This is a genomic window from Aquimixticola soesokkakensis, assembly GCF_900172375.1.
Taxonomy (GTDB): domain Bacteria; phylum Pseudomonadota; class Alphaproteobacteria; order Rhodobacterales; family Rhodobacteraceae; genus Aquimixticola; species Aquimixticola soesokkakensis.
This window is the reverse complement of record NZ_FWFS01000008.1, coordinates 208,466-231,330: the sequence shown is the minus strand read 5'-3', so window position 1 is coordinate 231,330 and position 22,865 is coordinate 208,466. Positions and strand designations below refer to the sequence as shown.

The 22,865-nt window shown below is 60.0% G+C and carries 20 protein-coding genes; 6 read left to right on the top strand and 14 right to left on the bottom strand.

What is annotated here, in order from left to right; all coding sequences use genetic code 11:
* Window positions 1-23: 23 nt before the first annotated feature.
* From AQS8620_RS11840 to AQS8620_RS11825, 4 genes are all read right to left on the bottom strand, one after another.
* Window positions 24-791: a sulfite exporter TauE/SafE family protein gene (locus tag AQS8620_RS11840; protein ID WP_085837099.1), complete on the bottom strand. Its 768-nt coding sequence runs from the start codon at window positions 789-791 to the stop codon at window positions 24-26.
* A 27-nt stretch (window positions 792-818) separates the two neighbouring features.
* Window positions 819-1,496 carry an EthD family reductase gene (locus AQS8620_RS11835; protein WP_085837098.1) on the bottom strand — a complete coding sequence of 226 codons (678 nt, stop codon included), beginning with the start codon at window positions 1,494-1,496 and terminating at the stop codon, window positions 819-821.
* 142 nt (window positions 1,497-1,638) lie between these two features.
* Complete coding sequence (locus tag AQS8620_RS11830) at window positions 1,639-2,640, bottom strand: ABC transporter permease (protein ID WP_085837097.1); 1,002 nt, start codon at window positions 2,638-2,640, stop codon at window positions 1,639-1,641.
* Complete coding sequence (locus AQS8620_RS11825; protein WP_234990464.1) at window positions 2,637-5,111, bottom strand: ATP-binding cassette domain-containing protein; 2,475 nt, start codon at window positions 5,109-5,111, stop codon at window positions 2,637-2,639. The genes AQS8620_RS11830 and AQS8620_RS11825 overlap by 4 nt, the downstream gene beginning before the upstream one ends.
* Before the next feature lie 440 nt (window positions 5,112-5,551).
* On the opposite strand from AQS8620_RS11825, the gene AQS8620_RS11820 reads away from it, so the two are divergent.
* Both AQS8620_RS11820 and AQS8620_RS11815 read left to right on the top strand, forming a co-directional pair.
* Entirely contained in the window at window positions 5,552-6,307 is a 756-nt protein-coding gene (locus AQS8620_RS11820) for an SDR family NAD(P)-dependent oxidoreductase (protein ID WP_085837133.1), read from the top strand.
* 7 nt (window positions 6,308-6,314) lie between these two features.
* Entirely contained in the window at window positions 6,315-8,036 is a 1,722-nt protein-coding gene (locus tag AQS8620_RS11815) for an FAD-dependent oxidoreductase (RefSeq protein ID WP_268805464.1), read from the top strand.
* A 136-nt stretch (window positions 8,037-8,172) separates the two neighbouring features.
* Here AQS8620_RS11815 and AQS8620_RS11810 read toward each other — a convergent pair whose 3' ends face one another.
* The 6 genes from AQS8620_RS11810 to hmgA form a co-directional block, all read right to left on the bottom strand.
* Window positions 8,173-8,718 (bottom strand): VOC family protein, encoded by a 546-nt coding sequence (locus AQS8620_RS11810; RefSeq protein WP_085837096.1) that lies wholly within the window; start codon window positions 8,716-8,718, stop codon window positions 8,173-8,175.
* A 159-nt stretch (window positions 8,719-8,877) separates the two neighbouring features.
* Entirely contained in the window at window positions 8,878-9,507 is a 630-nt protein-coding gene (locus AQS8620_RS11805) for a 3-oxoacid CoA-transferase subunit B (RefSeq protein ID WP_085837095.1), read from the bottom strand.
* On the bottom strand, window positions 9,507-10,211 hold the full coding sequence (locus AQS8620_RS11800; RefSeq protein WP_085837094.1) for a CoA transferase subunit A: 705 nt from the start codon (window positions 10,209-10,211) through the stop codon (window positions 9,507-9,509). The genes AQS8620_RS11805 and AQS8620_RS11800 overlap by 1 nt, the downstream gene beginning before the upstream one ends.
* Window positions 10,212-10,218: 7 nt before the next feature.
* The gene (locus AQS8620_RS11795; protein ID WP_085837093.1) at window positions 10,219-11,169 is read right to left on the bottom strand and encodes an MBL fold metallo-hydrolase; all 951 of its coding nucleotides are present in this window, start codon (window positions 11,167-11,169) and stop codon (window positions 10,219-10,221) included.
* Between the two features lie 2 nt (window positions 11,170-11,171).
* The gene (gene fahA, locus AQS8620_RS11790; protein WP_085837092.1) at window positions 11,172-12,440 is read right to left on the bottom strand and encodes a fumarylacetoacetase; all 1,269 of its coding nucleotides are present in this window, start codon (window positions 12,438-12,440) and stop codon (window positions 11,172-11,174) included.
* Between the two features lie 81 nt (window positions 12,441-12,521).
* Window positions 12,522-13,904: a homogentisate 1,2-dioxygenase gene (gene hmgA, locus AQS8620_RS11785; RefSeq protein WP_085837091.1), complete on the bottom strand. Its 1,383-nt coding sequence runs from the start codon at window positions 13,902-13,904 to the stop codon at window positions 12,522-12,524.
* 137 nt (window positions 13,905-14,041) lie between these two features.
* Between hmgA and maiA the strand changes: the two genes are divergently transcribed.
* Both maiA and AQS8620_RS11775 read left to right on the top strand, forming a co-directional pair.
* The gene (gene maiA / locus AQS8620_RS11780; protein WP_085837090.1) at window positions 14,042-14,662 is read left to right on the top strand and encodes a maleylacetoacetate isomerase; all 621 of its coding nucleotides are present in this window, start codon (window positions 14,042-14,044) and stop codon (window positions 14,660-14,662) included.
* Window positions 14,663-14,745: 83 nt separating this feature from the next.
* Complete coding sequence (locus AQS8620_RS11775) at window positions 14,746-15,222, top strand: MarR family winged helix-turn-helix transcriptional regulator (RefSeq protein ID WP_085837089.1); 477 nt, start codon at window positions 14,746-14,748, stop codon at window positions 15,220-15,222.
* A gap of 71 nt (window positions 15,223-15,293) precedes the next feature.
* Here the strand turns inward: AQS8620_RS11775 and AQS8620_RS11770 are convergent, their stop codons facing one another.
* From AQS8620_RS11770 to AQS8620_RS11760, 3 genes are all read right to left on the bottom strand, one after another.
* The gene (locus tag AQS8620_RS11770; RefSeq protein ID WP_085837088.1) at window positions 15,294-16,802 is read right to left on the bottom strand and encodes an aldehyde dehydrogenase family protein; all 1,509 of its coding nucleotides are present in this window, start codon (window positions 16,800-16,802) and stop codon (window positions 15,294-15,296) included.
* 72 nt (window positions 16,803-16,874) lie between these two features.
* Window positions 16,875-17,969 carry a substrate-binding domain-containing protein gene (locus AQS8620_RS11765; protein ID WP_085837087.1) on the bottom strand — a complete coding sequence of 365 codons (1,095 nt, stop codon included), beginning with the start codon at window positions 17,967-17,969 and terminating at the stop codon, window positions 16,875-16,877.
* Between the two features lie 89 nt (window positions 17,970-18,058).
* Window positions 18,059-19,645 (bottom strand): GMC family oxidoreductase, encoded by a 1,587-nt coding sequence (locus AQS8620_RS11760; protein WP_085837131.1) that lies wholly within the window; start codon window positions 19,643-19,645, stop codon window positions 18,059-18,061.
* Window positions 19,646-19,981: 336 nt separating this feature from the next.
* On the opposite strand from AQS8620_RS11760, the gene AQS8620_RS11755 reads away from it, so the two are divergent.
* Entirely contained in the window at window positions 19,982-20,791 is an 810-nt protein-coding gene (locus tag AQS8620_RS11755) for an IclR family transcriptional regulator (protein ID WP_085837086.1), read from the top strand.
* A 14-nt stretch (window positions 20,792-20,805) separates the two neighbouring features.
* Complete coding sequence (locus tag AQS8620_RS11750; protein WP_234990463.1) at window positions 20,806-21,624, top strand: IclR family transcriptional regulator; 819 nt, start codon at window positions 20,806-20,808, stop codon at window positions 21,622-21,624.
* A gap of 46 nt (window positions 21,625-21,670) precedes the next feature.
* On the opposite strand, the gene AQS8620_RS11745 is transcribed toward AQS8620_RS11750, so the two are convergent.
* Window positions 21,671-22,840: an NADH:flavin oxidoreductase/NADH oxidase gene (locus AQS8620_RS11745; protein WP_085837085.1), complete on the bottom strand. Its 1,170-nt coding sequence runs from the start codon at window positions 22,838-22,840 to the stop codon at window positions 21,671-21,673.
* Between the last annotated feature and the right edge of the window lie 25 nt (window positions 22,841-22,865).

Genomic DNA, 22,865 nt, shown 5'->3' with positions numbered 1-22,865 from the left:
ACTCTCTATGCAATCTGCCTGGATCAGGCGACGGCGTCGATATAGGCCTGCCAGATCAGCACAAAACTGACGAAGAACAGGATCAGAGTGATGATCAGATTGAAGGCACGCGGATCGACATAGCGCACCAGCCGCGATCCGGCCCAGCTTGAGACGACGGCCAGCGGGATGAAGAACAGGCTGAGATGCACGGTCTCGCGGTTGTAGAACCCAAGTGCGGCAAAACTCGGCAGTTTCATCAAATTGAGCGCGGCAAAGAACATCACGCTGGTGCCGACATAGATCTCTTTGCGCAGGTGTTTGGGCATGACGTAGATCTGAAACGGCGGCGAACCGACGTGGGCGATGGCGCTGGCAAACCCGCCTGCAGCGCCTGCCGCCACACCCAGCAGAGTGTCGTGACGCGGCTTGGCCGGAATCTCAGGCATTCCCCGCGCCATCAGCACCGCTTGCCAGATCGAGAACAACAGGGAAACCCCGCCCAAGGCCGCCTTGATCACCCATTCCGGCACGCTCGAGGCCAAAAGATAGGCTGCAAAAACCCCGAGGACACCGCCGGGGATCATCTTGATCAGCAGCGATTTGTCGAATTCGAAGCGGTAGAGATAGACCGCCACAACATCCTGCACGATCATGATCGGCAGCATGAGCGCCACCGCCGTCAAAGGATCGCTAAAGGCCGCGACCAAGGGCGTGCTGACCATGCCGATACCGGCAAAACCGCCCTTGGACAGGCCAAGGATGGTGACGGAGATCGTCAGCACGATCAGGAAAGTCAGATCAGGAGTCATGTTTTTAACATCCTCACGCGAACCGCGTCAGGACAGGCCTCTCACACAGTGTGGCTCAACGAGGAAGGTCGAGATTTCCGCAATGAATTCCTTGGCATGCATCATCGTCGTATTGCCGATGTCGGACCCGAAAGCCGCATCAATGGCCGCCCCGTCCTCGAACCACAGTTCCACCATGCCATCGACCATCATCTCGCCTTGCGCGTTGCGCGGACCGTCCAGCACGAGGTTCTGACGATATCCTTTCAGCCCCGGCAGGCGTTTGACCAGAATGGCATGCAACTCGAACCATTGCTCCTGAAAGAACTCCGCAGACACATCCGGGCGTTTGCGCAGGATCGACATGCGCTTGAGGCACGACCCGTCCTTGGGCGGCTCGACGACGGTATTCTGAAGGCAGAGGATGAGATCGACCGCATCCACAACATCGCCGGGCACGCCCATGGTCATATCCAGGACACCTTCGCCCGCGGCCGTCATGCCGGAGGAAATGTCACGGCAGAAAAACTGTCCAATCGCATCGAATTCAATATCGCTGCGCGCGTAGGTGATGCCCTTTTGAGACCGATCCGACACCCGGTTGAACACACGCCCAAGCACGGGGCCGTTCGGGTCGATGGGCTGCGCCATATCCGGCGCGGCTTCGGTCATAATATCATCCGTAAGTTCGGAATTGGTTTTCATCAAGGTCATGATGGAAATCATGGCAAAAAGCTCCTTTTAGGATCGGTCACTGGCGACATGTCTCGCCTGAAACCACGGGAGACACAGCGTTCACGCCTTGCCTCAACCGCATCAAAAATAAAAACCGCGCCCACAGACCAAGTGTCTTCGGGCGCGGAAAATTTTAGCGGCGCAGGGCCTGGAACAGCTCCGGAAGGTAGCGCACGCTAACGGCCACGATGATGGCCAAGGCCTGCACCAGAAGCTGGACAGAGGTGCCTGCTCCAAGCGCCAGAACCATCTGCCCCAGAAGCGTGATGAACAGCGCCGCGACGCCGCTTGCGATCACGCTGCCGCGCCCACCCGAGAAGGGCGTGCCGCCGACAACCACCGCCGCAATCGCGGGCAGGAGATAGTCATTGCCTGCCGTTTGCGAGGCCGAGCCGATGAAGCCGGTGTAGAGCATCCCCGCGACCGCGAAACACATAGTGGCCAGCGCATAGGTCGCGACCTGATAGCGCAGCACCGGGATGCCCGCCGCCGTCGCCGCCGCCGGATTGGCGCCGACCGCGACAAAGCGGCGCCCGGCAATCGTGCGCTTGGTGATCACGCTGATCGCCACGATGAACAGAACGGCCAAAACGAGGGTCATCGGCACGCCCAACAGAGTGCTGTGCGAGAACGCCTCAAGCTCTTTCGGCGCCGACATCGGGCTGCCGCCCGACACGCTGCGCACCGCGCCCAACAGGATCGCATTGGTCGCCAGCGTCACCACGATGGGGGTGATGTTGACCTTTGCCACCAAAAGCCCGTTGACGATGCCGATGCCAATCGCGATGGCCAGCGTCAAAGGCACCGCCAAAAGCGTCGATCCGGTCATGAAACCGATCTTGGCAAACAACAGCCCGGCGATGGTCATGGCGCCCGGAAGCGACATATCGAGACCCCGCATCTGGATCACGATGGTCATCCCGACCGCCGTGATCGCGAGGATCGCGGCGAAGGGCAGCATCGAACTGATCGCCGCCGGACGCACCACGCCTGGCGCGACAATGGCACAAATGATGAAGAGTGCAGTTGTCCCGCCCCAAATCCAGGAGAACTCGTTGAACAGGGTGGATTTCAGCCGCGAACCGGCACGCTCGGAGGTCATGTTCTTTTGTCCCATAAAACTTGTGTCGGTCATGACTGCACCACCTTCATCCGGCTCTTAGAATAGAGCGCCACGGCGGCGAGGATGAGAAAGCCCAGAAGATATTGCTGCCATTCCTGGCTCAGACGCAGGAAGACGGTCACGGAATTCACCTGAACGATAAAGATCGCCCCGAGCAGCGCCCCGATAAAGGAGCCGCGTCCGCCAAAGAGGCTCGCGCCGCCGATGACGATGGCCGCGATGGACCCCAGCGTGTAGCTCAGGCCGGCACGCGGATCGCCAATGCCGATCTGGCCCATCATGGTGATGGCCGCGAGCGCAGCAAAGACGGAGCACCCCATATAGGCCAGAAGCCGCACGCGTTTCGGGTGGATGCCCGCGGTGCGCGCCGCCTCCTGTTGCGAGCCGAGGCCGCGTAAAGAGACGCCAACCCGCCGCCGATAGAGCATGTATTCGAGCACGAAGGCCACGATGACCGCCGCGATGAAGGTGACGGGGAAAATGCCGACCTTGGCCGAAAGCGCCATCATGATGTCGCCGTCGATCATGCCGCCCGGTGTCGGACGCAGGATCAGCGAAATCGCCTGAACCGCCATGAAGGTCGCGAGGGTGGCCACCATCGGGTGCATCCGCAGACCTTCGACCAAGAGCCAGTTCACAAAGCCGACGACCAGCGCGACCGCGATCATCAGGACCCAGCCGGGAAGCTGACTCATTGTCCCGAGGTCGGAAAGCAGGAAGAATGAGGCCACGACCTGTGACAGGCCCATGACCGGGCCGACAGAGAGATCGATCCCCCTGACCAGCATCAATATCTGCTGTCCGTAGCCCACCAGCGCCAATGTGGCGGCGAAGGTCATCATCCCGGTCAAGGACCGCGGTGAGACATAGAACGGGTTCCAAATCCCCGCGACAGTGCCCAGCAACAGGATCGCCGCCGCCACCATGATCAGCGGTGCGGCATTACCCGCCGCCCATTTCCAGAACGCGCCCACAGCTGTGTGGTGTTTGTCCCGCTCTTGCGTAGATTTCAGCACGGCGGAGGTGATGTTGTCCTCGGTCACGCGATCGCCGGAGAGCATATCCACGACACGGCCCCGTGAGAAAATCGCCACGTGATCGCTGAGCCCCGCGACCTCTTGCTGGTCGGAAGACACAAGGATCACGGCCACGCCTGCGGCGGCGGTTTCGCGGATCACCTTATAAATTTCGGCCCGCGCGCCAACGTCGACACCCTGCGTCGGTTCATCGACCAAAAGCACCTTTGGTTTGGCGGCCAGAACACTGGAAAGCACAACCTTTTGCTGGTTGCCGCCCGACAGGGATTGAATCGGCGTCTCACCATCGGGCGTTTTCACCGCGAACTGACGGATCGCCTCGACCGTGCGGCCATGCTCCGCGCGGTTGCTGATCAACCCGCCACGCACGTCTTCATGCGGGCTGCGGATCGAGAAATTCTCGCGCACGGTGAGTTCGGGAAAAATCCCTTCGCGGTGACGATCCCCGGGCACATAAGAGATGCCCAGACGTTTTGCCCCCTTGCTCGACCGAATGGACACGTCTTCGCCGGTCAGCGTCACATGCCCTTCGCTGCGGTAGATGCCCGCCAGGGCCCGCATGAATTCGCGCTGGCCGTTCGCGTCAATCCCGGCGAGGCCGAGAATTTCGCCCGCCCGCACCTGAAGCGAGACCTGAGAGAAGCCTGGACCGGAGAAATCCTGTGTCGCCAGCACGGTCGGCTTGTGGCCCGGGGCGGCCTTTGGCGGGAAGGTGCGATCAAGATCACCACCGACGATCAGGGACACGATCTGGTCTTCGGACAGCTCTCGGGCGTCGAAGGTCCCCTGCCCCTCACCATCGCGCAGCACGGTCAGGCGATCCGCGATCTCCTGCACCTCGCGGATGCGGTGGGAAATATAGACAACGGAGGCTCCGCGTGCAGTGACAGCCCGGACGCGTTCGAACAAACGCGCCACATCTTCGGCGGCGAGGTGTTCAGTCGGCTCGTCGAGCACGAGAACCTTTGGCTTACACTCCAGCGCCTTGACGATCTCAACGATGAACCGTTGTTCGGGGTTGAGCATGGTCACATGATCGCGCGGGTCGATGGAGACATCGTTGCTCCAGTGCTTCAAAAGCTCACGCGCCCAGTCATTCAACCCGGACAGAGACGGCCGCAGTTTTTCGGGCAGGCCGAGGTAGAGGTTTTCCGCCACCGACAGATCCGGCATCAGTGCGGGTTCCTGCCGCACGATGGCAAGACCCAGATCGCGCGCCAGCTCGGGGTCGCCGTCCATGTGCTGACCTGAGAGGGTCACACGACCTTCCGTGGCCTTCAGCGCACCTGAAGCGACGCCCATTAGCGTCGATTTCCCGGCACCGTTCTCGCCCACAAGCCCGTGAACTTCACCGGCCCGGACATCAAAAGTGATGTCGCTCAAAGCACGCACACCGGGGAACAGCTTGGTCACCCCATGCATTTCCAGCAAACGTTCAGTGCTCATGATGATCACCGATCACGCCTGCAGCCTTGATGCTCCGCGCAGCCATAAAGGAAACAGCAAGCCGGAACGGCTCGTTCGAAATGTTCATTATGATCCTCCCAAAACACGGGCGCGGCGCGCCCTGTGATATCTGTGCAGCCAGCGTGGCGCTTTTTTTAGCGCCTACGCGTCCTCCTCCTTAAAATTTCTCAATGACGAACCAATTTGTCAATAATATAGATGCGACATGCATCAGAATAGAGGCGTATCATCTATTTTATAATAAAAATATATACTTAACAAAGTTAATGCCGCAGAAGTCGTTCTCGCGATGCTGCCAAAATTCAATTTCAGCCTTGGCAAGTAAATAAGTTTGCTATAATCAAATCAATTATTCACTGCCAAATATTATGGCAGAAAAGGAACAAAGGAGGCGGCCCGAGGGCCGCAAGGGAGGACGCATGAACGGGATCAAAGGCGCTGTCGCCATCGTGACAGGAGCCGCCCAAGGCAATGGCAAAGCCATCGCTTTCGGCCTTGCCGCGGAAGGTGCAAAAGTCGTCGCATGTGACATTCAAGCCGAAGAAGCACTTAAAGTTGCAGAAGAAATTCGCGCCCAAGGCGGCGAAGCGATTGGCGCGGGCGTGGACGTCACGGACCGCGAAGGATGCGCGAAACTCGCGAGCGAAGCGCAGGCGGCCTTTGGTGGCCCCGCGGCGATTCTCGTGAACAACGCGGGCATCATCCGCCGTACCGCGCCGGATTCGGAAACCTTTGATGGCGACTGGGATGCCGTCATGACGGTGAACGCGACCGGCTCCATGAACATGGTGCGCGCTTTCCTCGGCCAACTCAAAGAGAGCAACGGGCGGATCATCAACCTCGCATCGATCATGTCTGTTGCCACGGGCCCCGGCCTTGTGGCCTATGCCGCCTCGAAAGGTGCCGTGCTTCAGATGACCCGCGCACTGGCCCAGGACCTCGCGGAACATGGCGTCCGCGTCAATGCCATCGCCCCCGGCGTGATCGAAACCCCAATGACCGTCGCGACACGCGAAAACCCCGAGGCCATCGGCCGCTTCATGGCGCACACGCCGATGAAACGCCCCGGCAAACCCGAAGAGCTGGTCGGCCCCGTGCTGTTCCTGGCCTCCGAGGCCTCAAGCTACATGACCGGGGCGCTGCTTCCGGTCGATGGCGGCTATTTGACCGCTTAACCGCAAATTGGAGGACATGATGAAAAGAGAAGAAGTAGACGTTCTAGTCGTCGGCTCCGGTGCGGGCGGCCTGTCGAGCGCAGTCTCCGCCGCGCACCGTGGCCTGAAAGTGATCGTCGCCGAGAAAGAACCGGTCTTTGGCGGCACCACGGCACGTTCCGGCGGTTGGAGTTGGATTCCCAACAACGGCCCGGCGAAACGCGCGGGGGTCGAGGACAGTGTGGAAAAAGCGCGCACCTATCTCAAACACGAGACCGGTGAGCATTACGACGAAGCCCGCGTCGAGGCCTTCCTCGAAGCCGGCCCGAAAGCGGTGGAGTTTTTCGAAACCAAAACCTCCCTGCAATTCGATCTTGGCCCGACGTTTTCGGATTATCACCCGACGGCCCCCGGCGGGCTGGACGGCGGGCGCTCGATCGTCGCACGCCCCTTTGACGGTCGTGAATTGGGCAAAGAAATCAAACGCCTGCGTCCGCCACTTTGGGAAATCACCGTGCTCGGCATGATGATCGGCTCGGGCAAGGAATTGCTGCACTTCTTCAACGCCACCAAATCGCCGATCTCGGCAGCTTATGTGACCGGGCTTGTGGCAAAATTCGCCCGTGACGTGACCTTTCACGGTCGTGCTATGCGTCTGATGAACGGCAACGCGCTTGTTGCGCGTCTGGCGAAATCCTGTTTCGATAAGAACGTGCCGATCTGGACCTCGTCTCCGGTGAAATCCCTGATCAAAACCGAAAACGGTGACATCCTTGGCGCCATCGTCAATCGTCCCGACGGTCCGGTCGAAGTCATCGCCCGCAAAGGCGTCGTTCTGGCCGCTGGCGGTTTCCCACAGGATCCGGTGCGCCGCAAGGAACTGATGCCGCACGCCCCCACGGGCTACGAGCATGTTTCCCCCGCCCCTCCGGGCAACACCGGCGATGGCCTGCGTCTTGGCGAAGCGGTTGGTGCAACGGTGAACACCGAGCTGCCGCATTCCGCCGCTTGGGTGCCGATCTCTCGCCCGCCGCGTGGCGATGGCACGACTGGCACCTTCCCGCATTTCGTCGACCGTTCCAAACCCGGTGTGATTGCCGTGACACGCTCCGGCAAACGCTTTGTCAACGAAGCGCAGAGCTACCACGACTTCTGTCAGGCCATGGTCAAACGCAATCGCGAGGAAAATGGCGAAGACGGCGAGATTGCCGCATGGTTCGTGGCGGATCACCGCACCTTCCGCAAATATGGCCTTGGCTACGCGAAACCCTCGCCGGTGCCCTATAAGGGCCTGATCAAGGCCGGCTACCTTTTGCAGGGCAAGACCGTTCGCGAGCTGGCGCGTGAGATTGGCTGCGATGCAGACCAACTCGAGCGCACCGTGAACGAATTCAACAAACACGCGGTCAAAGGCGAAGATCCTGAGTTCGGCAAAGGCTCCACCGCCTACAATCGCTCTCTCGGCGATCCGAAGCACAAACCGAACCCCTGCGTCGCCCCCGTCAAGAAAGGCCCGTTCTACGCGGTGCGTCTCTATGTCGGCGATCTGGGCACCTTCGCGGGCCTCAAGACCAACGAATATGCCCAGGTACTCAACGAGCAAGGCACCCCGATCAATGGCCTCTATTCCGCAGGCAACGACGCGGCCTCTATCATGGGTGGCAACTACCCCGGCGGCGGCATCACCCTCGGGCCTGCGATCACCTTTGGCTACATCGCGGCGCGACACATGTCCGGCGCCAACACATAAGGCAAGCTGTTCCCAACCACTGCCTTGTGGAAAGCCCCGCGTGCGCTGCGGGGCTTTCTTTTTTCCTGGACGTCCCGGACACGAAAAAGCCGCGCCCTTCTCTCGAAGGACGCGGCTCCATCGAATCCTTTACGGCTCACTCCGCCGTGTCGAATTCCTTCGCGTGCAGCCAATCGGCATGTTTCGGCGCGCGTTTGGTTTTGCTCCATTCCTCAAGCATATCCCATTTCACCGCGTCCAGCCGCTCAAGCGCTTTCTCCTGTTCCGGGTCGGGCGCCGCCAGTTCAACACGGTGGCCATTGGGATCAAAGAAATAGATTGAATGGAAAATCGTGTGATCCGTCACACCCAACACCTCGATGCCATTGGCCTCAAGATGATCGCGGTATTCCAAGAGAGCGTCACGATCCTTCACCTGAAACGCGATATGCTGCACCCAAGGCGGGGTGTTTTCATCCCGGCCCATCTCGGGCTTGGTCGGCAGCTCGAAAAACGCAAGGATATTGCCGCCCCCCGCATCGAGGAACAGGTGCATATACGGGTCCGGCTCATGGGTCGAAGGCACTTGGTCTTCGGCGATGGCCAGCACGAAATCCATGTTCAGCATCTTGGTGTAAAACTCCACCGTCTCCTTCGCGTCTTTGCAGCGATATGCGACGTGGTGAATGCGTTCGATCTTCATGTCGTTCTCCAATTTGGTTACATATGCAACTATATTGAAGGGCTAGATAGCCGCATTTGACATAGATCAAATTTACGAATTCATTCTCAATAAATAAAACGCGGCCCATCTCTGAGCCGCGTTCTGTCTTCATTGCAGTGAAAATACTCAGGCAGGCGCTTAGCCCACAATCGTCGCCTCGGTCGCTTTGCGAAGCTCGTCTTCCGTGACCCCATCGGCCAGTTCGACAATCTTGAGACCGCCCTCGACCACATCCAGCACACCCAGATTGGTGATCACCCGATCCACCACACCCTGACCGGTCAGCGGCAGGGTGCAGGCCTTCAAAAGCTTGCTCTCACCATGTTTGTTGGTGTGATCCATCACCACCACCACACGGCCCACGCCCGCGACCAAATCCATCGCGCCGCCCATGCCTTTCACCAGCTTGCCGGGGATCATCCAGTTCGCCAGATCGCCCTTCTCGTCGACCTCCATCGCGCCGAGGATCGCCATGGCGATTTTGCCACCGCGGATCATGCCGAAGCTGAAAGAACTGTCGAAATAGGCGGTGTTCGGAAGCTCCGTGATGGTTTGCTTGCCCGCGTTGATCAGGTCCGGGTCCTCGTCGCCTTCATAGGGGAACGGCCCCATGCCGAGCATACCGTTCTCTGACTGAAGCGTCACGGAAACGCCCTCCGGGATGAAGTTCGGCACCAAGGTCGGGATGCCGATCCCAAGGTTCACATAGGTGCCGTCTTCCAGCTCCTGCGCCGCGCGCGCGGCCATTTGATTGCGGTCCCACATAATTACGCCTCCGCTTTCTGCCGCGTGGTGCGCTGCTCAATACGTTTTTCATGCTCGCCCTGAATGAGCCGATGCACATAGACGCCGGGCATGTGGATGTGGTCCGGGTCGAGCGAGCCGGTGGGCACAATCTCTTCGACCTCCATGATGCAAATCTTGCCGCACATCGCCGCCGGCGGATTGAAATTGCGCGCGGTCTTGCGAAAAATCGCGTTGCCGGTCTCATCGGCTTTCCACGCCTTCACGATAGAAATATCGGCGAAAATGCCCTCTTCCATGATGTAGGTCTCGCCGCCAAAGTCGCGATGATCCTTGCCCTCGGCGATCACGGTGCCGACGCCGGTTTTGGTGTAAAACCCCGGAATGCCCGCCCCGCCGGCACGCATGCGCTCGGCCAACGTGCCCTGCGGATTGAATTCCAACTCCAGCTCACCCGACAGGTATTGGCGCATGAATTCGGCGTTCTCGCCCACGTAGGAGGACATCATTTTCCGGATCTGGCGGGTCTCCAACAGCTTGCCGAGGCCAAACCCATCGACACCTGCGTTGTTGGAGGCCACGGTCAGATCCTTGACGCCGCTCTCGACAATGGCGTCGATCAGTAGTTCAGGGATGCCGCAGAGGCCGAACCCGCCCGAGGCGATTAGCATATTGTCAAACAGGAGGCCCTCGAGGGCCTCCTGAGCAGAAGAATAAACCTTGTTCATCTGTGGCTTACCCCTGAAGGGCCTCCCACATCTGCTGATCGCGCTCGGCGGTCCAGACGCGCGGCGTATCGATTCCACGGGCTTCGTCATAGGCACGCGCCACGTTAAACGGCAGGCAATGTTCGTAGATCGCGTAATCTGCGAATTTCGGATCGCATTCGGCACGCACCGCATCCCATGCTTCTTTCAAAGACCCACCACGCGCCACGATGCGGGCAACGGGCTTGTAGGTGCTTTCGACAAAATCGGCAGTGTTGGCGATGGCGGCTGCCACCATTTCTTCGCCCACAAGCGCGTCACCGCGACCCGGCGCGATGGATTTCGGTTCGAAGGCGGCGATGTTGGCCAGCGTCTCAGGCCAGTCGCCGAAGTGGCCGTCGCCACAGTAGCAGGCGGAGTGGTATTCCACGATGTCGCCCGTGAACATCACCTCCTGATCCGGCACCCAGATCACCGCATCACCTGCGGTATGCGCACGGCCCAGCGTCATGATGTCAACGCGGCGCTTGCCGAGATAAACCGTCATGCGGTCGGAAAAGGTCGTGGTCGGGCGGGTCAGACCGGGGATTTCTTCATGGCCTTGAAACAGGCGCGGGAAGCGACCGAATTCGCTGTCCCAGTCTTCTTGACCGCGCTCTTCGACCATGGCGGCGGCGGTGTCGGACATGATGATCTCGCGCGCACCGTAAGCGGAGGCTCCGAGCACGCGGACGGCGTGATAGTGGGTCAGAACGACATGGGAAATCGGCTTGTCCGTCACGGAACGCACGCATTCGATCACCTTGCGCGCCAGACGCGGGGTGGCCTGTGCTTCGACGATCATGACGCTCTCGTCGCCGATGATCACGCCTGTGTTCGGATCCCCCTCGGCGGTGAAGGCGTAAAGCCCTTCCCCCACTTCGGTGAAGCTGATGTTCTTTTCTTCCATGTCGCCTTGCGATGCGAATGCTTTTGCCATGATTAGTTCTCCTCCTGTGCCCATGCGGGCAGATCAATTGCGGGCTGGATTTGCCCTGTGCAGTCCCCGAAGCCGATGCGATAGCCATCGCCCTTGGCCGCGCCACGAAGCGTGAGGCGGTCCCCATCTTCGAGGAAACTGCGGGTGCCTCCGGTGTCGAGTGTGAGCGGCTCCTTGCCGCCCCAGCTCAGCTCCAAAAGCGAACCACGGCTGTCTTTCGTCGGGCCAGAAATCGTACCGGAGCCCAACAGATCGCCAGTGCGCATGGAACAGCCGGACGTGGTGTGGTGACAGAGCTGCTGCGCCGCGGAATAATACATTTCCGCGTAATTCGTGCGCGTGATGATGGTCTCGCCCTTGCCCTCAGGCGCCAGCCCAACCTCAAGCGCGATGTCATAAAGCATCGGACCGGGTTCGGTGAGATAGGCCAAGAGCGGACGCTCGCGCTCCGGCGTCGAGGTGCGGAACGGCTCGAGTGCCGCCTTGGCAACGATCCAGGGGCTGATCGTGGTGGCGGTCGCCTTGGCCTGAAACGGGCCAAGCGGCTGATATTCCCAGGCCTGGATGTCGCGCGCGGACCAGTCGTTCAACAGGACATAGCCAAAGATCATATCATCGGCCTCTTGCACCGACACCATGCCTTTGGACGGCGTGCCGACGATGGCGCCGAACTCCAGCTCGAGATCAAAGCGTTTCGACGTATCGAACCGCGGCAACGCGTCATTCGGCCCCTTCAGCTGACCCCATGGCCGCGTCACGGGGGTGCCGGAGACCACCACAGACGACGCGCGCCCGTTGTAGCCGATTGGGATCGACAACCAATTGGCAGGCAAAGCATTTTCCGCGCCGCGGAACATGGTGCCGACGTTGAACGCGTGGTTCTTGCCGGCATAGAAATCGGTGTATTCGGACACCGTGAACGGCATATGCAGCTCGGCATCCGCCATCGGCACCAGATGGCCTGCCAGCGCGGCCTGATCGGCGGCGCCTTCGGCCAAAAGCTCGGTCAGGCGCGCACGCAGCGCGCTCCAGACAGGGGCGCCCGCCTCCATCACCGGGTTCCACACACCGGATTGCAGCAAAGGCCCACCTTCGAGCGTGATCAGCCCGGCCTCTTCGCAGGCGGCGACATCGAGGATCATATCCCCGATGGCCACACCACAGCGCGGCGTCGATGCAGTGAGGGAGAACACGCCGTAAGGCAGGTTGTTCAGCGGAAAGTCGGTCGTCGCGCTGTTCGCGCTCGCGACCCAACTCATCTTCAGGGTCATAGTCATTCCAATCCTGACTGTATGTCTGAGCGCGCCCCTCGGGGCGACGCTCGCTATCTGATCAGCCGAAATGCCGGGAGATCACTTGTCCCATTTGCCTTCAGGCGTGCCGTCGAAATGGCTTTCGAGGCTGTCCCAACAGTCGATGTATTCGTCCTGGATCGGCGCCTCATTGGCGGCGAAGCCAGTCAAATGCTGCGGGAAACGGGTCTCGAACATGAAGGACATGGTGTTATCGAGTTTCTGGGGCGTCAGCTCGGAGAGGGTCGCCTTTTCGAACGCATCATTGTCCGGCCCGTGCGGCAGCATCATGTTGTGAAGACTCATCCCGCCCGGCACGAAGCCCTGCGATTTGGCGTCATACTCGCCGTAAATATTGCCCATCAGTTCGGACATCACGTTCTTGTGGTACCACGGCGGACGGAAGGTATCCTCCATCGTCATCCAGCGCTCGCGGAACAGAACAAAGTCGATGTTCGCGGTGCCCGGCACGCCCGAGGGCGCGGTCAGAACGGTGAAGATCGACGGATCCGGGTGATCGAACAGGACCGCCCCGATCGGACAATAGTTGCGCAGGTCGTATTTCACCGGCGCATAGTTGCCGTGCCAGGCCACTACGTCGAGCGGGCTGTGATCGATAAAGGTCTCATGGAACTGACCCTGCCATTTGATCACGACACGCGAGCGCGCCGTGCGATCTTCAAAGGCGGCGACGGGCGATTTGAAATCGCGGCTGTTCGCCATGCAGTTCGCGCCGATGGGACCACGCCCCGGCAGTTCGAATTTCTGACCGTAGTTCTCGCAGACAAAGCCCCGCGCCGGGCCATCGAGCAATTCGACACGGTAAACGAGACCGCGCGGCAGGATGGCGATCTCTTTCGGCTCAAGCTCGATCACACCGAGTTCGGTCGAAAAGCGCAAACGCCCCTCTTGCGGCACCACCAAAAGCTCACTGTCGGCAGAGTAGAAATACTCGTCTTCCATGGAGGCCGTGACGAGATAGACATGGGCGGCCATCCCAACCTGCGTGTAGACATCGCCCGCCGTGGTCATCGTGCGCATGCCGGTGACCCAGGTCAGCTCCTCCTCGGAATGCGGGATCGGGTCCCAACGATACTGACCCAGCGAGGCCACGTCCGGGTCCACATGCGGTGCGGATTTCCAATAGGGCATGTCGATTCGGGAGAATCGGCCCGTGTGTTTGACCGACGGGCGGATGCGGTAGCACCAGGTGCGTTCGTTCTGATGCGCTGGCGCCGTGAATGCCGTGCCCGACAGCTGTTCGCCATAGAGGCCATAGGCGCATTTCTGCGGGCTGTTCATGCCCTGCGGCAGCGCGCCCGGTAGAGCTTCGGTTTCAAAATCATTGCCAAAACCCGGCATGTAGCCGGCATTCGGGTCATTGTGCAGCCCATGCAGACCGGCAGCACTTTTCAATCCATTCGGATGTTCGAACGTGCTCATTAGGTCGATCCTCCAACAGTGCGTTTTTATTGCGGGCAGCAAAACACGAATTAGTTGCTGGCGCAACGAAAAATGATAATCTGTTCGCAATTATCAAATAACAATACCGCAGAATAGACAAACCGGAAGGGCACACCATGACCACGCTTTACGACTACTGGAGATCTTCAGCGAGCTATCGGGTGAGGATCGCCCTCGGACTAGCGGGGATGCCTTGGGACAGCGTGCCGATCAACCTTGTGGAGGGGCAACAGCGCAGCGCAGCGCATCTCGCGCGCAATCCTCAGGGCCTCGTTCCGGCGCTTGAGCTCGACGGGCTGAACCTCACTCAATCTCTCGCGATCATCGAATATCTCGACGAGACGCGCGATTGCGGCTTTCTTCCAAAAGATCCCGCTGAGCGGGCGCGTGTGCGGGCATTGGCCTATTCCATCGCCATGGAGGTGCATCCGGTGTGCAACCTGCGCGTTGCGAAACAGGCCGTAACAGCCTCTGGCGGCACCATCACAATGGAGGGCTGGATGCAGCATTTCATTGAAGCAGGTCTGAAAGATTTCGAGGCGATGTTGGGTGAAGACACCTATTGCTTTGGCGACACCGTCACGCTCGCCGATCTGTGCCTTGTCCCACAGGTCTACAATGCGCGGCGCTGGGGCGTCGATTTGACACCTTTCCCGCGTCTTTCCGGTATCATGGAACGCCTTGAGGCGCTGCCCGCCGTTCAGGCCGCACACCCGGATGTCACACCCAAGGACTGATCGCACATCAGATCGCGCAGGCGGGATGACAATCGTCGCGCGGCTTGGCATTCTCCGTGAACCTTACAGTCACATCGAGCCCCATGACCCAGACACCTCCCTCCCCGCAGAAAAACAAGACACCCTATGATTTCGATCTGGAGGATTTTCTGCCCTTTCTCCTCAACCAGACAGCGGAGGTGACCGGGAGGGCTTTTCAATCCATCTATCGTGCCCGCTACGGGCTGACCCGCACGCAATGGCGGGTGCTGGCGATCATCGGACGCTATGGCGGGCTCACGGGGCGTGCGATTTGCGACATTGCCCATGAAGAAAAGACCCGCGTGAGCCGCGCGGTGGCCGCATTGGAACAAGAGGGGCTTTTGTCTCGTACGGAAAGCCCCGAGGACAAGCGCGCGGAAATCCTCAGCCTGACCGAAAAGGGGCAGACGGTGTTTGCGGATCTGGGGCGCGAGGCCAACGCATTTGACGCACGTCTGAAAGCGGCGCTCGGCCCCGAAAAAGATCGGCAACTGCGCGCGATCATAGCCACGCTGCGCGAGATCGAACCGGACCGCTGACCAAATTCTGACGACCAAATGAAAAGGGCGCCCCCAACGGAGCGCCCTTTCTTTTTGAGTTGGCGACCGGATCAACCGATCTTCATCGCAACGGTTTTCTGCTCGGTATAGATATCCATCGCAGAACGGCCCATTTCGCGACCCCAACCGGATTGCTTGAAGCCACCCCAGCCCATCGACGGGTCGATCATGTTGTGGGCGTTGAGCCAGATCGTACCCGCGCGCACTTTGGCAGCGAGCTTGTGCGCCAGCGACAGATCCTTGGTCCAGATTGACGCGGCAAGACCGTATTCGGTGTTGTTCCCCTCGCGGGCCAGCTCGTCGATGTTGCGGGTGTTGAGCTTCATCGCGCTGATCACCGGACCAAAGATTTCTTCTTTGTAGACCGTCATCTCCGGCGTCACATCGCGCAGAAGTGTCGGGCGCACAAAGTAGCCTTCCATGCCCGCGTCACCGCCAGCCACCATGCTGGCACCTTGTTTGACGCCGGTTTCCAGAAGTCCGTTCACACGCTCATATTGCTTTTGCGAAATGATCGGCCCCATGTTGGTCGCCGGATCGAGACCGTGACCAAGTTTCAAACCTTCGGAATAGGCTGCAACGCCTTCGATCACGCGGTCGTAGACATCCTCATGGATGTAGAGACGCGAACCTGCGGAACAGGCCTGACCGCTGTTCAGATACACCGCTTCGGCGACCTGCGGGATCAGCCCGTCGATATCCGCATCGGGGAAGACGAAGACCGGGCTCTTGCCGCCAAGCTCAAGGCTGACGCGCTTGAGGTTGCCGGAGGCGGCACGCACGATGGCCTGGCCGGTGGCGGTGGAGCCGGTGAAACCGATCTTGTCGATGTCTTGGTGATCAACCAGAGCCGCACCGATTTTGCCATCGCCAGTCACGATATTCACGACACCTTCCGGCACACCTGCCTCGCGGCAAATGTCAGCAAAGAGCATCGCGGAGAGCGGCGTGTCTTCGGCCGGTTTCACAACGACGGTACAACCCGCCGCGAGAGCCGGGGCAAGCTTCCACGCTATCATCAAGAAAGGCACGTTCCACGGCAGAATTTGACCCACGACACCCACGGGCTCGCGAGTGGTGTAGACATGCCAATCGCCGGGCAGGCTGACCGGAAGTGTGTCGCCCGTGATCTTGTTGGCCCAGCCGGAGAAATAGCGGAAATGCTCGGCGGCGCCTACGATATAGCCGTTCTTCACGACGCCGTAGGGCGAGCCTTCGTCGAGCGTGTCCAACTCGGCCAGTTGCTCGGAGTATTTGTCGATCAGCTCGCCGATGCGCCAAAGGAGTTTCACGCGTTCGAGCGGCTTCGTCTCGGCCCACACCCCGCCATCAAAGGCTTTGCGGGCGGCGGCCACGGCGCGGTTCACGTCCTCGGGGCTGGCGTCGGCGACATTGGCAATCACCTTGCCGGTCGCGGGGTCAACCACATCGCGACGAGCGCCGTCGGCGGCGTCGACGGAGTCACCGCCGATGAACAGTTTGTGCTTTTGACCGAGGAAAGCGCGCGTTTCGGCGCTGACTGAGGCGAGCGGGTCGGAAATTGTGAATGCTTTCGTCATGTGTGCGCTCCAAAGTTTTCTGTGGAAAGACCGCGCCATTCCTCTGGCACGGTCTGTTTTTAGTGATCCAACTTATTGCTGGAACAGGGCGTTCAGCTTGTCCTCGGGCAAAAGCGAGGACAGGTCAGCATCCGGCGGCGCCGTGTCGGAACATTTCGGCACGACGCCGGAGGTGCTGTCGGCATAGGTATAGGGCACCACGCCGAGCGGTTCGTTGAATTCGATGCCGTTATGCGCAGCAACAGCTTGACGCAGAGCAAAGCGAATGTCGGCGGTCGAACCATCGAGGGCGAGGTACGGCCATGCTTCATCGTTCTCGATGGCTTCGAGATACATGCAGTTCATCTCGTTGCTGGTGGCGATGGTTGCCAGCGCCGGCACTTCGACATCGGACTGAAGGAAGGCTTTGAGCGTCGCGAGCGTGCTCACGCCGTAGTCAGACGCAATACCGTCAATGCTATCGCCATATTTGGCGATAAGACCCGCGGCCGCCTTTTGCGCATCCGCCGGGTTCCAGTTGGTGGCGATGAAGTTCTCATCGAGAAGCGTCAGCCCCGGATGATCCGCAAGGCCTTCCTTGAAACCGTTCAGGAAGTTGGTCGACGAGGAAGCGCCCGCAGGCCCGCCCAGCATCAACACATTGCCTTCCCCGTCCAGCGCCTTAGCCATCCATTCGGCGTATTGTTTGCCGATGGCCACGGAATCCTGATAGGGGTTCACCGCATAGTCAAAGCCCACACGACCGGGGATCTGGTTGAAATAGGGCACCATCGTCGTGCCGTCGCCATTGGCCATACGGTAGGTCGGAAGCGCCGCTTCGCCGAAGTCGGTGAAGGCGATGATGACCTCATAGCCCTGCGTCGCATAGCCGTTGATGGCCGCACTGTAGGTCTGTTGATCGCCGCCCGCGTCGGAGTGGTCCTCTGCGGTGATGTTCGGGCATTTCGAGGCTTCGTCCTGAAGCTCGGCAAAGGTGATCTTGCGCCAGGTGTCGCCACCCCAGCCATCGACAAGCGCCACACGGATCGGGTCGGAGCCGCAAAGCTCCGTGATGTCCGCGCCCTGATCGACGCGCACGGTCTCCGCCGTCGCAGCCGTCGCAGCCAAAGTCAGCGCCGCGCAGCTCGTACCGAGCTTTGCAACCGTCTTGAAGTTTAGTCGTGTCATGGTCTCCTCCTCTGACCGATGAGCGGGAGAGGGCCGCGCCCCCTTCCCTACAACGCTTTGATCTTCTTGGGTCTTGTGCCCTGCCGCCCTTAGGCCGCAGCGCGCACCATATCGGCGGCTTTTTCGCCGATCATGATCGTCGGCGCGTTGGTGTTGCCGCTGGTCAGGGTCGGCATCACGGATGCATCCACGACCCGCAGCCCCTCCACACCACGCACGCGCAGCTCGTCATCCACAACAGCCATCGTGTCACTGCCCATCTTGCAAGTGCCGACCGGGTGATAGACGCTGTTACAATCGTCCTTGATGTATTCATCAAGGTCGGCATCCGAAACGACACCCTTACCTGGCAGGTACTCGTCGCCACGGATCGCATCAAAGGCCGGCTGCGCCAGAATTTCGCGCGTCACTTTCAAAGCGTCCCGCAGCACCCGCAGATCGTCCGGCACCGACAGGAAGTTCGGATCGAGCTCGGGCAGTTTGAACGGATCGTTCGAACGTGCCATCACCGTGCCACGGCTTTGCGGGCGGGAAATGTTGAAATAGGGCATGCAGCCTTCAACATTGATGATTTCGCGACCGTGGTCCTTATACATGATGTTGTTGAAGTGCGTCTGCACATCCGGGGCGATCAGGTCGGGACGAGTTTTGATGAAGGACATGACCTCCACCCCGTGACCGGCGACCGGGCCGCTGCCCGAAGTGTAATATTGCAAGAGGGCAAGAGCCGCCGCGTAGGGTTTTGTTTGCCCCAGAAGCGACACGGGTTTCGACAGGCCCTGTTTGACGGAGCTTGCAAGGTGGTCCTGAAGGTTCTGGCCCACGCCCGGCAGATCGTGCACGACATCCACATCGATGCTGCGCAGATGCTCTGGATCACCAATGCCCGAGAGTTGCAGCAAATGCGGCGAATTGAACGTGCCACCGCAGAGCAGCACTTCTTTGTCCGCCCAGACCGTCTTTTTCTGGCGGCCCTGAATGAATTCGACACCCACGGCGCGACCGTTCTTGACGATGATCTTCGAGGCCATCGCCTTGGTGTGCACGGTCAGGTTCTTGCGATGTTTGATCGGCGTGATGTAGCAACGCGAGACGCTAGAACGGATGCCGTCACGCACAGTGCCGTCACAGGGGCCGACGCCGTATTGGTCGCCACCGTTCAGGTCTTCGTTATAAGGAATGCCGGCCTGGATACAGGCGTCGCGATAGGCAACACAGGGCTCCGCCTCGATCGGGTTACGGGTGGTTTTGAGTGGCCCGTCGAAACCGTGGACCTCCTCGTCGCCACCGCCGCCCCAGTTCTCAGCGCGCTTCATGTAGGGCAGGATGCTGTCGTAGTCCCAGCCCTTGTTGCCGAGCTGCGCCCAGTGGTCATAATCCGTGCGGTGACCGCGTGTGTAGATCATGCCGTTCACGGTCGTACAGCCGCCGACGCTTTTCGCGCGCGGCACGAACATGGTGCGGTTGTTCACATGTTTCTGCGGAACGGTGTAATAGCCCCAGTCGAGCTTCAGCGTCTGCATCAGACGGAAATAGCCCATCGGCATGTGAATCCACGGGCTGGTGTCCCAGCCGCCCGCTTCGATCACCTCAACGGTCGCGTTGGGATCTTCACTCAATCTGTTGATAAGAACCGCTCCGCCGGAGCCTGCTCCGACGATTACATAATCAGCCATAATGTCCTCCCTCGGGCCTTCTGTGCGTTCGACCCACTCCTTGGCGTCGGCGCGTTCCTCCACGCCCCTTCGACTATTGTGCATTTGTTTGCCATAAACAAATTAATTGGTCAATGGATAACGTTAAGCCAACTCGTAGCCACCAAAGACACCGGGATACTGTACCCAAGACAGTGTATAAGCGAGGATTAACGCCCTACGGTTCCGCAAAGGACATTCTGCGCCACTTCATTTTGGGGAAGACGGAACGAATCATTCTGTATATAAATAACAGACCCAAGTCAGAGCAGCGGGACAGGCGCTGCACCGGAAGAGTCCGAAGGTTATAAAGGCGAAATGGAACCAAAAAAAACAAAAACTCGCTCCGGCGCCCGCGGCATCCAATCCATCGAAGTGAGCGGTCGCATCCTCAAAACACTGATCAAAGCCGGTGCCCCGATGATGCTCAAAGACCTCGCACATGCCGCCGAATTGGCGCCCGCACAGTGCCACGCTTATCTCACCAGCCTACGCCACGTCGGCCTGGTCCATCAGGAATTCACCTCAGGCCACTACAACATAGGCCCCATGGCCATGAGCCTCGGGTTTGGCTGGCTTAAGACCTCGCCTATCGCCTCGGCGTCTGTCGAGGCCCTTATGAAGTTGACTGAAGAACTGGGTCCCATTTCTGCCCTGATCGCATGGAGCGACTTTGGCCCGACAGTGATCCACGTCAACACCGGCCTGCGCCCTGCGACCGTGAACGTCAAACCGGGCACCTTGTTTTCCGTCACCGGCACCGCAACCGGCAGCGTCTTTGCCGCCTTTGGGGAGCCCGAGGCCATCGAGAAACAAATCGCGATTGAGCTGTCCAGAAAGACGTCCTACGCCTCGCTCGGGCTTGAACCCATCCATGGCGACTACGCCGACAATCTGGACAAAGTGCGTGACGCTGGGTGCGCCGTCGCAGAGGGCGCGCCGATCCCCGGCATCAACGCCATCGCACACCCGATCTTTGACCAAGACGGCAAGCTGGCGCTGGTCGCGACATTGATCGGCCCCTCCGGTGAATTCGATGTCAGCGAAACATCTCACGCCATGAGCCGCCTCAAGGCGGTCGCACAAGATCTGTCAACGGGCGCTCAAGCCTCGGCAGCAGCCGAATAAAGGGAGGGGGTATCATGATGGACATAGCATCGCCCAGCGTCCGCACCAAAGAAACCAAAAGCGAAGGCCGCGGCGTCCAGTCAATTGAACAGGGCGCCAAGCTTTTGGCCGCTCTGGCGGACGAAGCCGAGCCGATGATGCTCAAAGACCTTGCAAAGGTCGCGGGCTTTGCCCCGGCACAGGCCCACGCCTATTTGGTCAGCTACCGCAAAATCGGCATGATCGAGCAGGACGAAGACACGGGGCGCTATCGCCTCGGGCATTTTGCAATTGATCTGGGCATGACGCGAATGCGCGCTTCAGACCCCATCGAGATGGCCTGCGACGCGGCCAAAGAGCTGTCGAAGAGCACCTCGCTAAACGTCGCGCTGGTGGTCTGGGGCTCGTTTGGTCCGACCGTCATTCACGTCTATGAAAGCGGCAGTCAAATCAACATGAACACCCGCCCCGGCACCGTCTATTCGATGACAGGCACGGCCAGCGGGCAAATTTTTTCAGCCTTTCTCCCGGAGACCGCCGTCAAGGAAGCGATCAACAAGGAAAAACGCGAAGGCGCCTTGAGTGGCCGCGTCGGACAGGCGCGTTTTGTGTCCAAGAAGGAAATGGATCACATCCGCGATGTCGGCTTTGCCACGGTCGAAGACCCGCCCGTGCCCGGCATTTCGGCCTATTCCGCACCAATTTTCGACTATTCCGACCAGATCATTTTGGCGATGACGATCATTGGCGAGGACCAATATCTCCAGAGCGCGCTTGAAGACACATTCATCCCTGCGCTTCTTGCGACAACGCAGAAACTCTCTGCGGAGTTGGGATACCGGCCCTCTCGCTAAGAGATCCTGGCCGTGCCTAGCCTGGTTCACCTCAATCGACGTCGCCTCAGTCAGAGGCCGCGTCGCGCTCCGCCGTAAGTTTGCGCAGCACAGGCTCGCGTTTCTCCAACCATGCGCCGTGGCGCTCGTGCCAGCCCTCGAAGGACTGCCCAGCCTCCAGCTCCCGCTGCGCCAGCGCTGGCCAGTAAGGGTTTTCAAGCGCTGCACGCCCGATGGCGACCAAATCCGCCCGACCATTTGCGATGATCTCTTCGGCCTGTTCAGGCTCAACGATCAGGCCGACCGCCTGCGTCTTGACATCGACCTCGCGGCGGACACGTTCGGCAAAAGGCACCTGAAATCCGAAGCCCCGCGGCACATTTGCGCGCCGCGTTTCCTCTGACAGCCCGCCGGACGAACAGTCGATGACATCGACCCCGACGGCTTTCAGACGTTCGGCCAAGACGACCGTCTCATCCATATTCCATCCACCCTCGGCCCCATCGACACAAGAGAGCCGCGCGAAGAGGGGTTTGTCTTCGGGCCAAACCGCCCGCACGGCCTCCGCGATCTCGACAGCGATGCGCATGCGATTCTCAAGGCTCCCGCCGTACGCGTCCTCACGCTTGTTTGCGATAGGGGAGAGGAAACTCGCCACGAGGTAACCGTGACCGTAGTGCAGCTCGACCACATCCATGCCCGCAGCTTCCGCCCGACGCGCCGCCTCGACGTGCTGCGCGACGATCTGGGTGATCTCTTCGGCCTCCAGAGCCTCCGGCGTGCTCCATTCGGTGCTGGCCGGGAGGGCGCTTGGCCCCACCCGACGCCATGGCACATCTGCCGCGTCGATCTCATCCGGCGTCATCGCCTGTCCGCCATGCCAGAGCGGCCGCGAATAGGCTTTACGCCCGGAATGCGCGAGCTGCACGCCCATCAAAGCCCCGTTGTCATGGGCAAAATCTGCCAGACGTTTGAGGCCCGGGATATGATCGTCGGACCAGATGCCGAGATCATCAACCCCCACCCGACTGTCCGAGGCGACCGCCGTGCTTTCGGTCAACACAAGCGCCGCGCCGCCCAAAACGAACTTGCCGTAATGCACCACATGCCAGTCGGTCACATAACCGTCCGAGCCTGCATGCTGACACATCGGAGAAATAGTCACCCGGTTCTTGAAGGTCCGCCCCCGGATGCTCAGGGGCTGAAACAGGGGAGACGATTGACGGTCTTGGGACATAGCGGGACCTTTCTTTTCGACTGGC

Excerpts from the sequence above, each read along its gene's own strand:
- AQS8620_RS11755 (WP_085837086.1), top strand. The coding sequence starts at position 19,982 with ATGGAACCAAAAAAAACAAAAACTCGCTCCGGCGCCCGCGGCATCCAA.
- AQS8620_RS11825 (WP_234990464.1), bottom strand. The coding sequence starts at position 5,111 with ATGAGCACTGAACGTTTGCTGGAAATGCATGGGGTGACCAAGCTGTTC.
- AQS8620_RS11795 (WP_085837093.1), bottom strand. The coding sequence starts at position 11,169 with ATGGCAAAAGCATTCGCATCGCAAGGCGACATGGAAGAAAAGAACATC.
- AQS8620_RS11810 (WP_085837096.1), bottom strand. The coding sequence starts at position 8,718 with ATGAAGATCGAACGCATTCACCACGTCGCATATCGCTGCAAAGACGCG.
- fahA (WP_085837092.1), bottom strand. The coding sequence starts at position 12,440 with ATGACCCTGAAGATGAGTTGGGTCGCGAGCGCGAACAGCGCGACGACC.
- AQS8620_RS11840 (WP_085837099.1), bottom strand. The coding sequence starts at position 791 with ATGACTCCTGATCTGACTTTCCTGATCGTGCTGACGATCTCCGTCACC.
- AQS8620_RS11760 (WP_085837131.1), bottom strand. The coding sequence starts at position 19,645 with ATGGCTGATTATGTAATCGTCGGAGCAGGCTCCGGCGGAGCGGTTCTT.
- hmgA (WP_085837091.1), bottom strand. The coding sequence starts at position 13,904 with ATGAGCACGTTCGAACATCCGAATGGATTGAAAAGTGCTGCCGGTCTG.
- AQS8620_RS11800 (WP_085837094.1), bottom strand. The coding sequence starts at position 10,211 with ATGAACAAGGTTTATTCTTCTGCTCAGGAGGCCCTCGAGGGCCTCCTG.
- AQS8620_RS11770 (WP_085837088.1), bottom strand. The coding sequence starts at position 16,802 with ATGACGAAAGCATTCACAATTTCCGACCCGCTCGCCTCAGTCAGCGCC.
- AQS8620_RS11745 (WP_085837085.1), bottom strand. The coding sequence starts at position 22,840 with ATGTCCCAAGACCGTCAATCGTCTCCCCTGTTTCAGCCCCTGAGCATC.
- AQS8620_RS11835 (WP_085837098.1), bottom strand. The coding sequence starts at position 1,496 with ATGATTTCCATCATGACCTTGATGAAAACCAATTCCGAACTTACGGAT.
- AQS8620_RS11830 (WP_085837097.1), bottom strand. The coding sequence starts at position 2,640 with ATGACCGACACAAGTTTTATGGGACAAAAGAACATGACCTCCGAGCGT.
- AQS8620_RS11820 (WP_085837133.1), top strand. The coding sequence starts at position 5,552 with ATGAACGGGATCAAAGGCGCTGTCGCCATCGTGACAGGAGCCGCCCAA.
- AQS8620_RS11775 (WP_085837089.1), top strand. The coding sequence starts at position 14,746 with ATGACCCAGACACCTCCCTCCCCGCAGAAAAACAAGACACCCTATGAT.
- AQS8620_RS11750 (WP_234990463.1), top strand. The coding sequence starts at position 20,806 with ATGATGGACATAGCATCGCCCAGCGTCCGCACCAAAGAAACCAAAAGC.
- maiA (WP_085837090.1), top strand. The coding sequence starts at position 14,042 with ATGACCACGCTTTACGACTACTGGAGATCTTCAGCGAGCTATCGGGTG.
- AQS8620_RS11765 (WP_085837087.1), bottom strand. The coding sequence starts at position 17,969 with ATGACACGACTAAACTTCAAGACGGTTGCAAAGCTCGGTACGAGCTGC.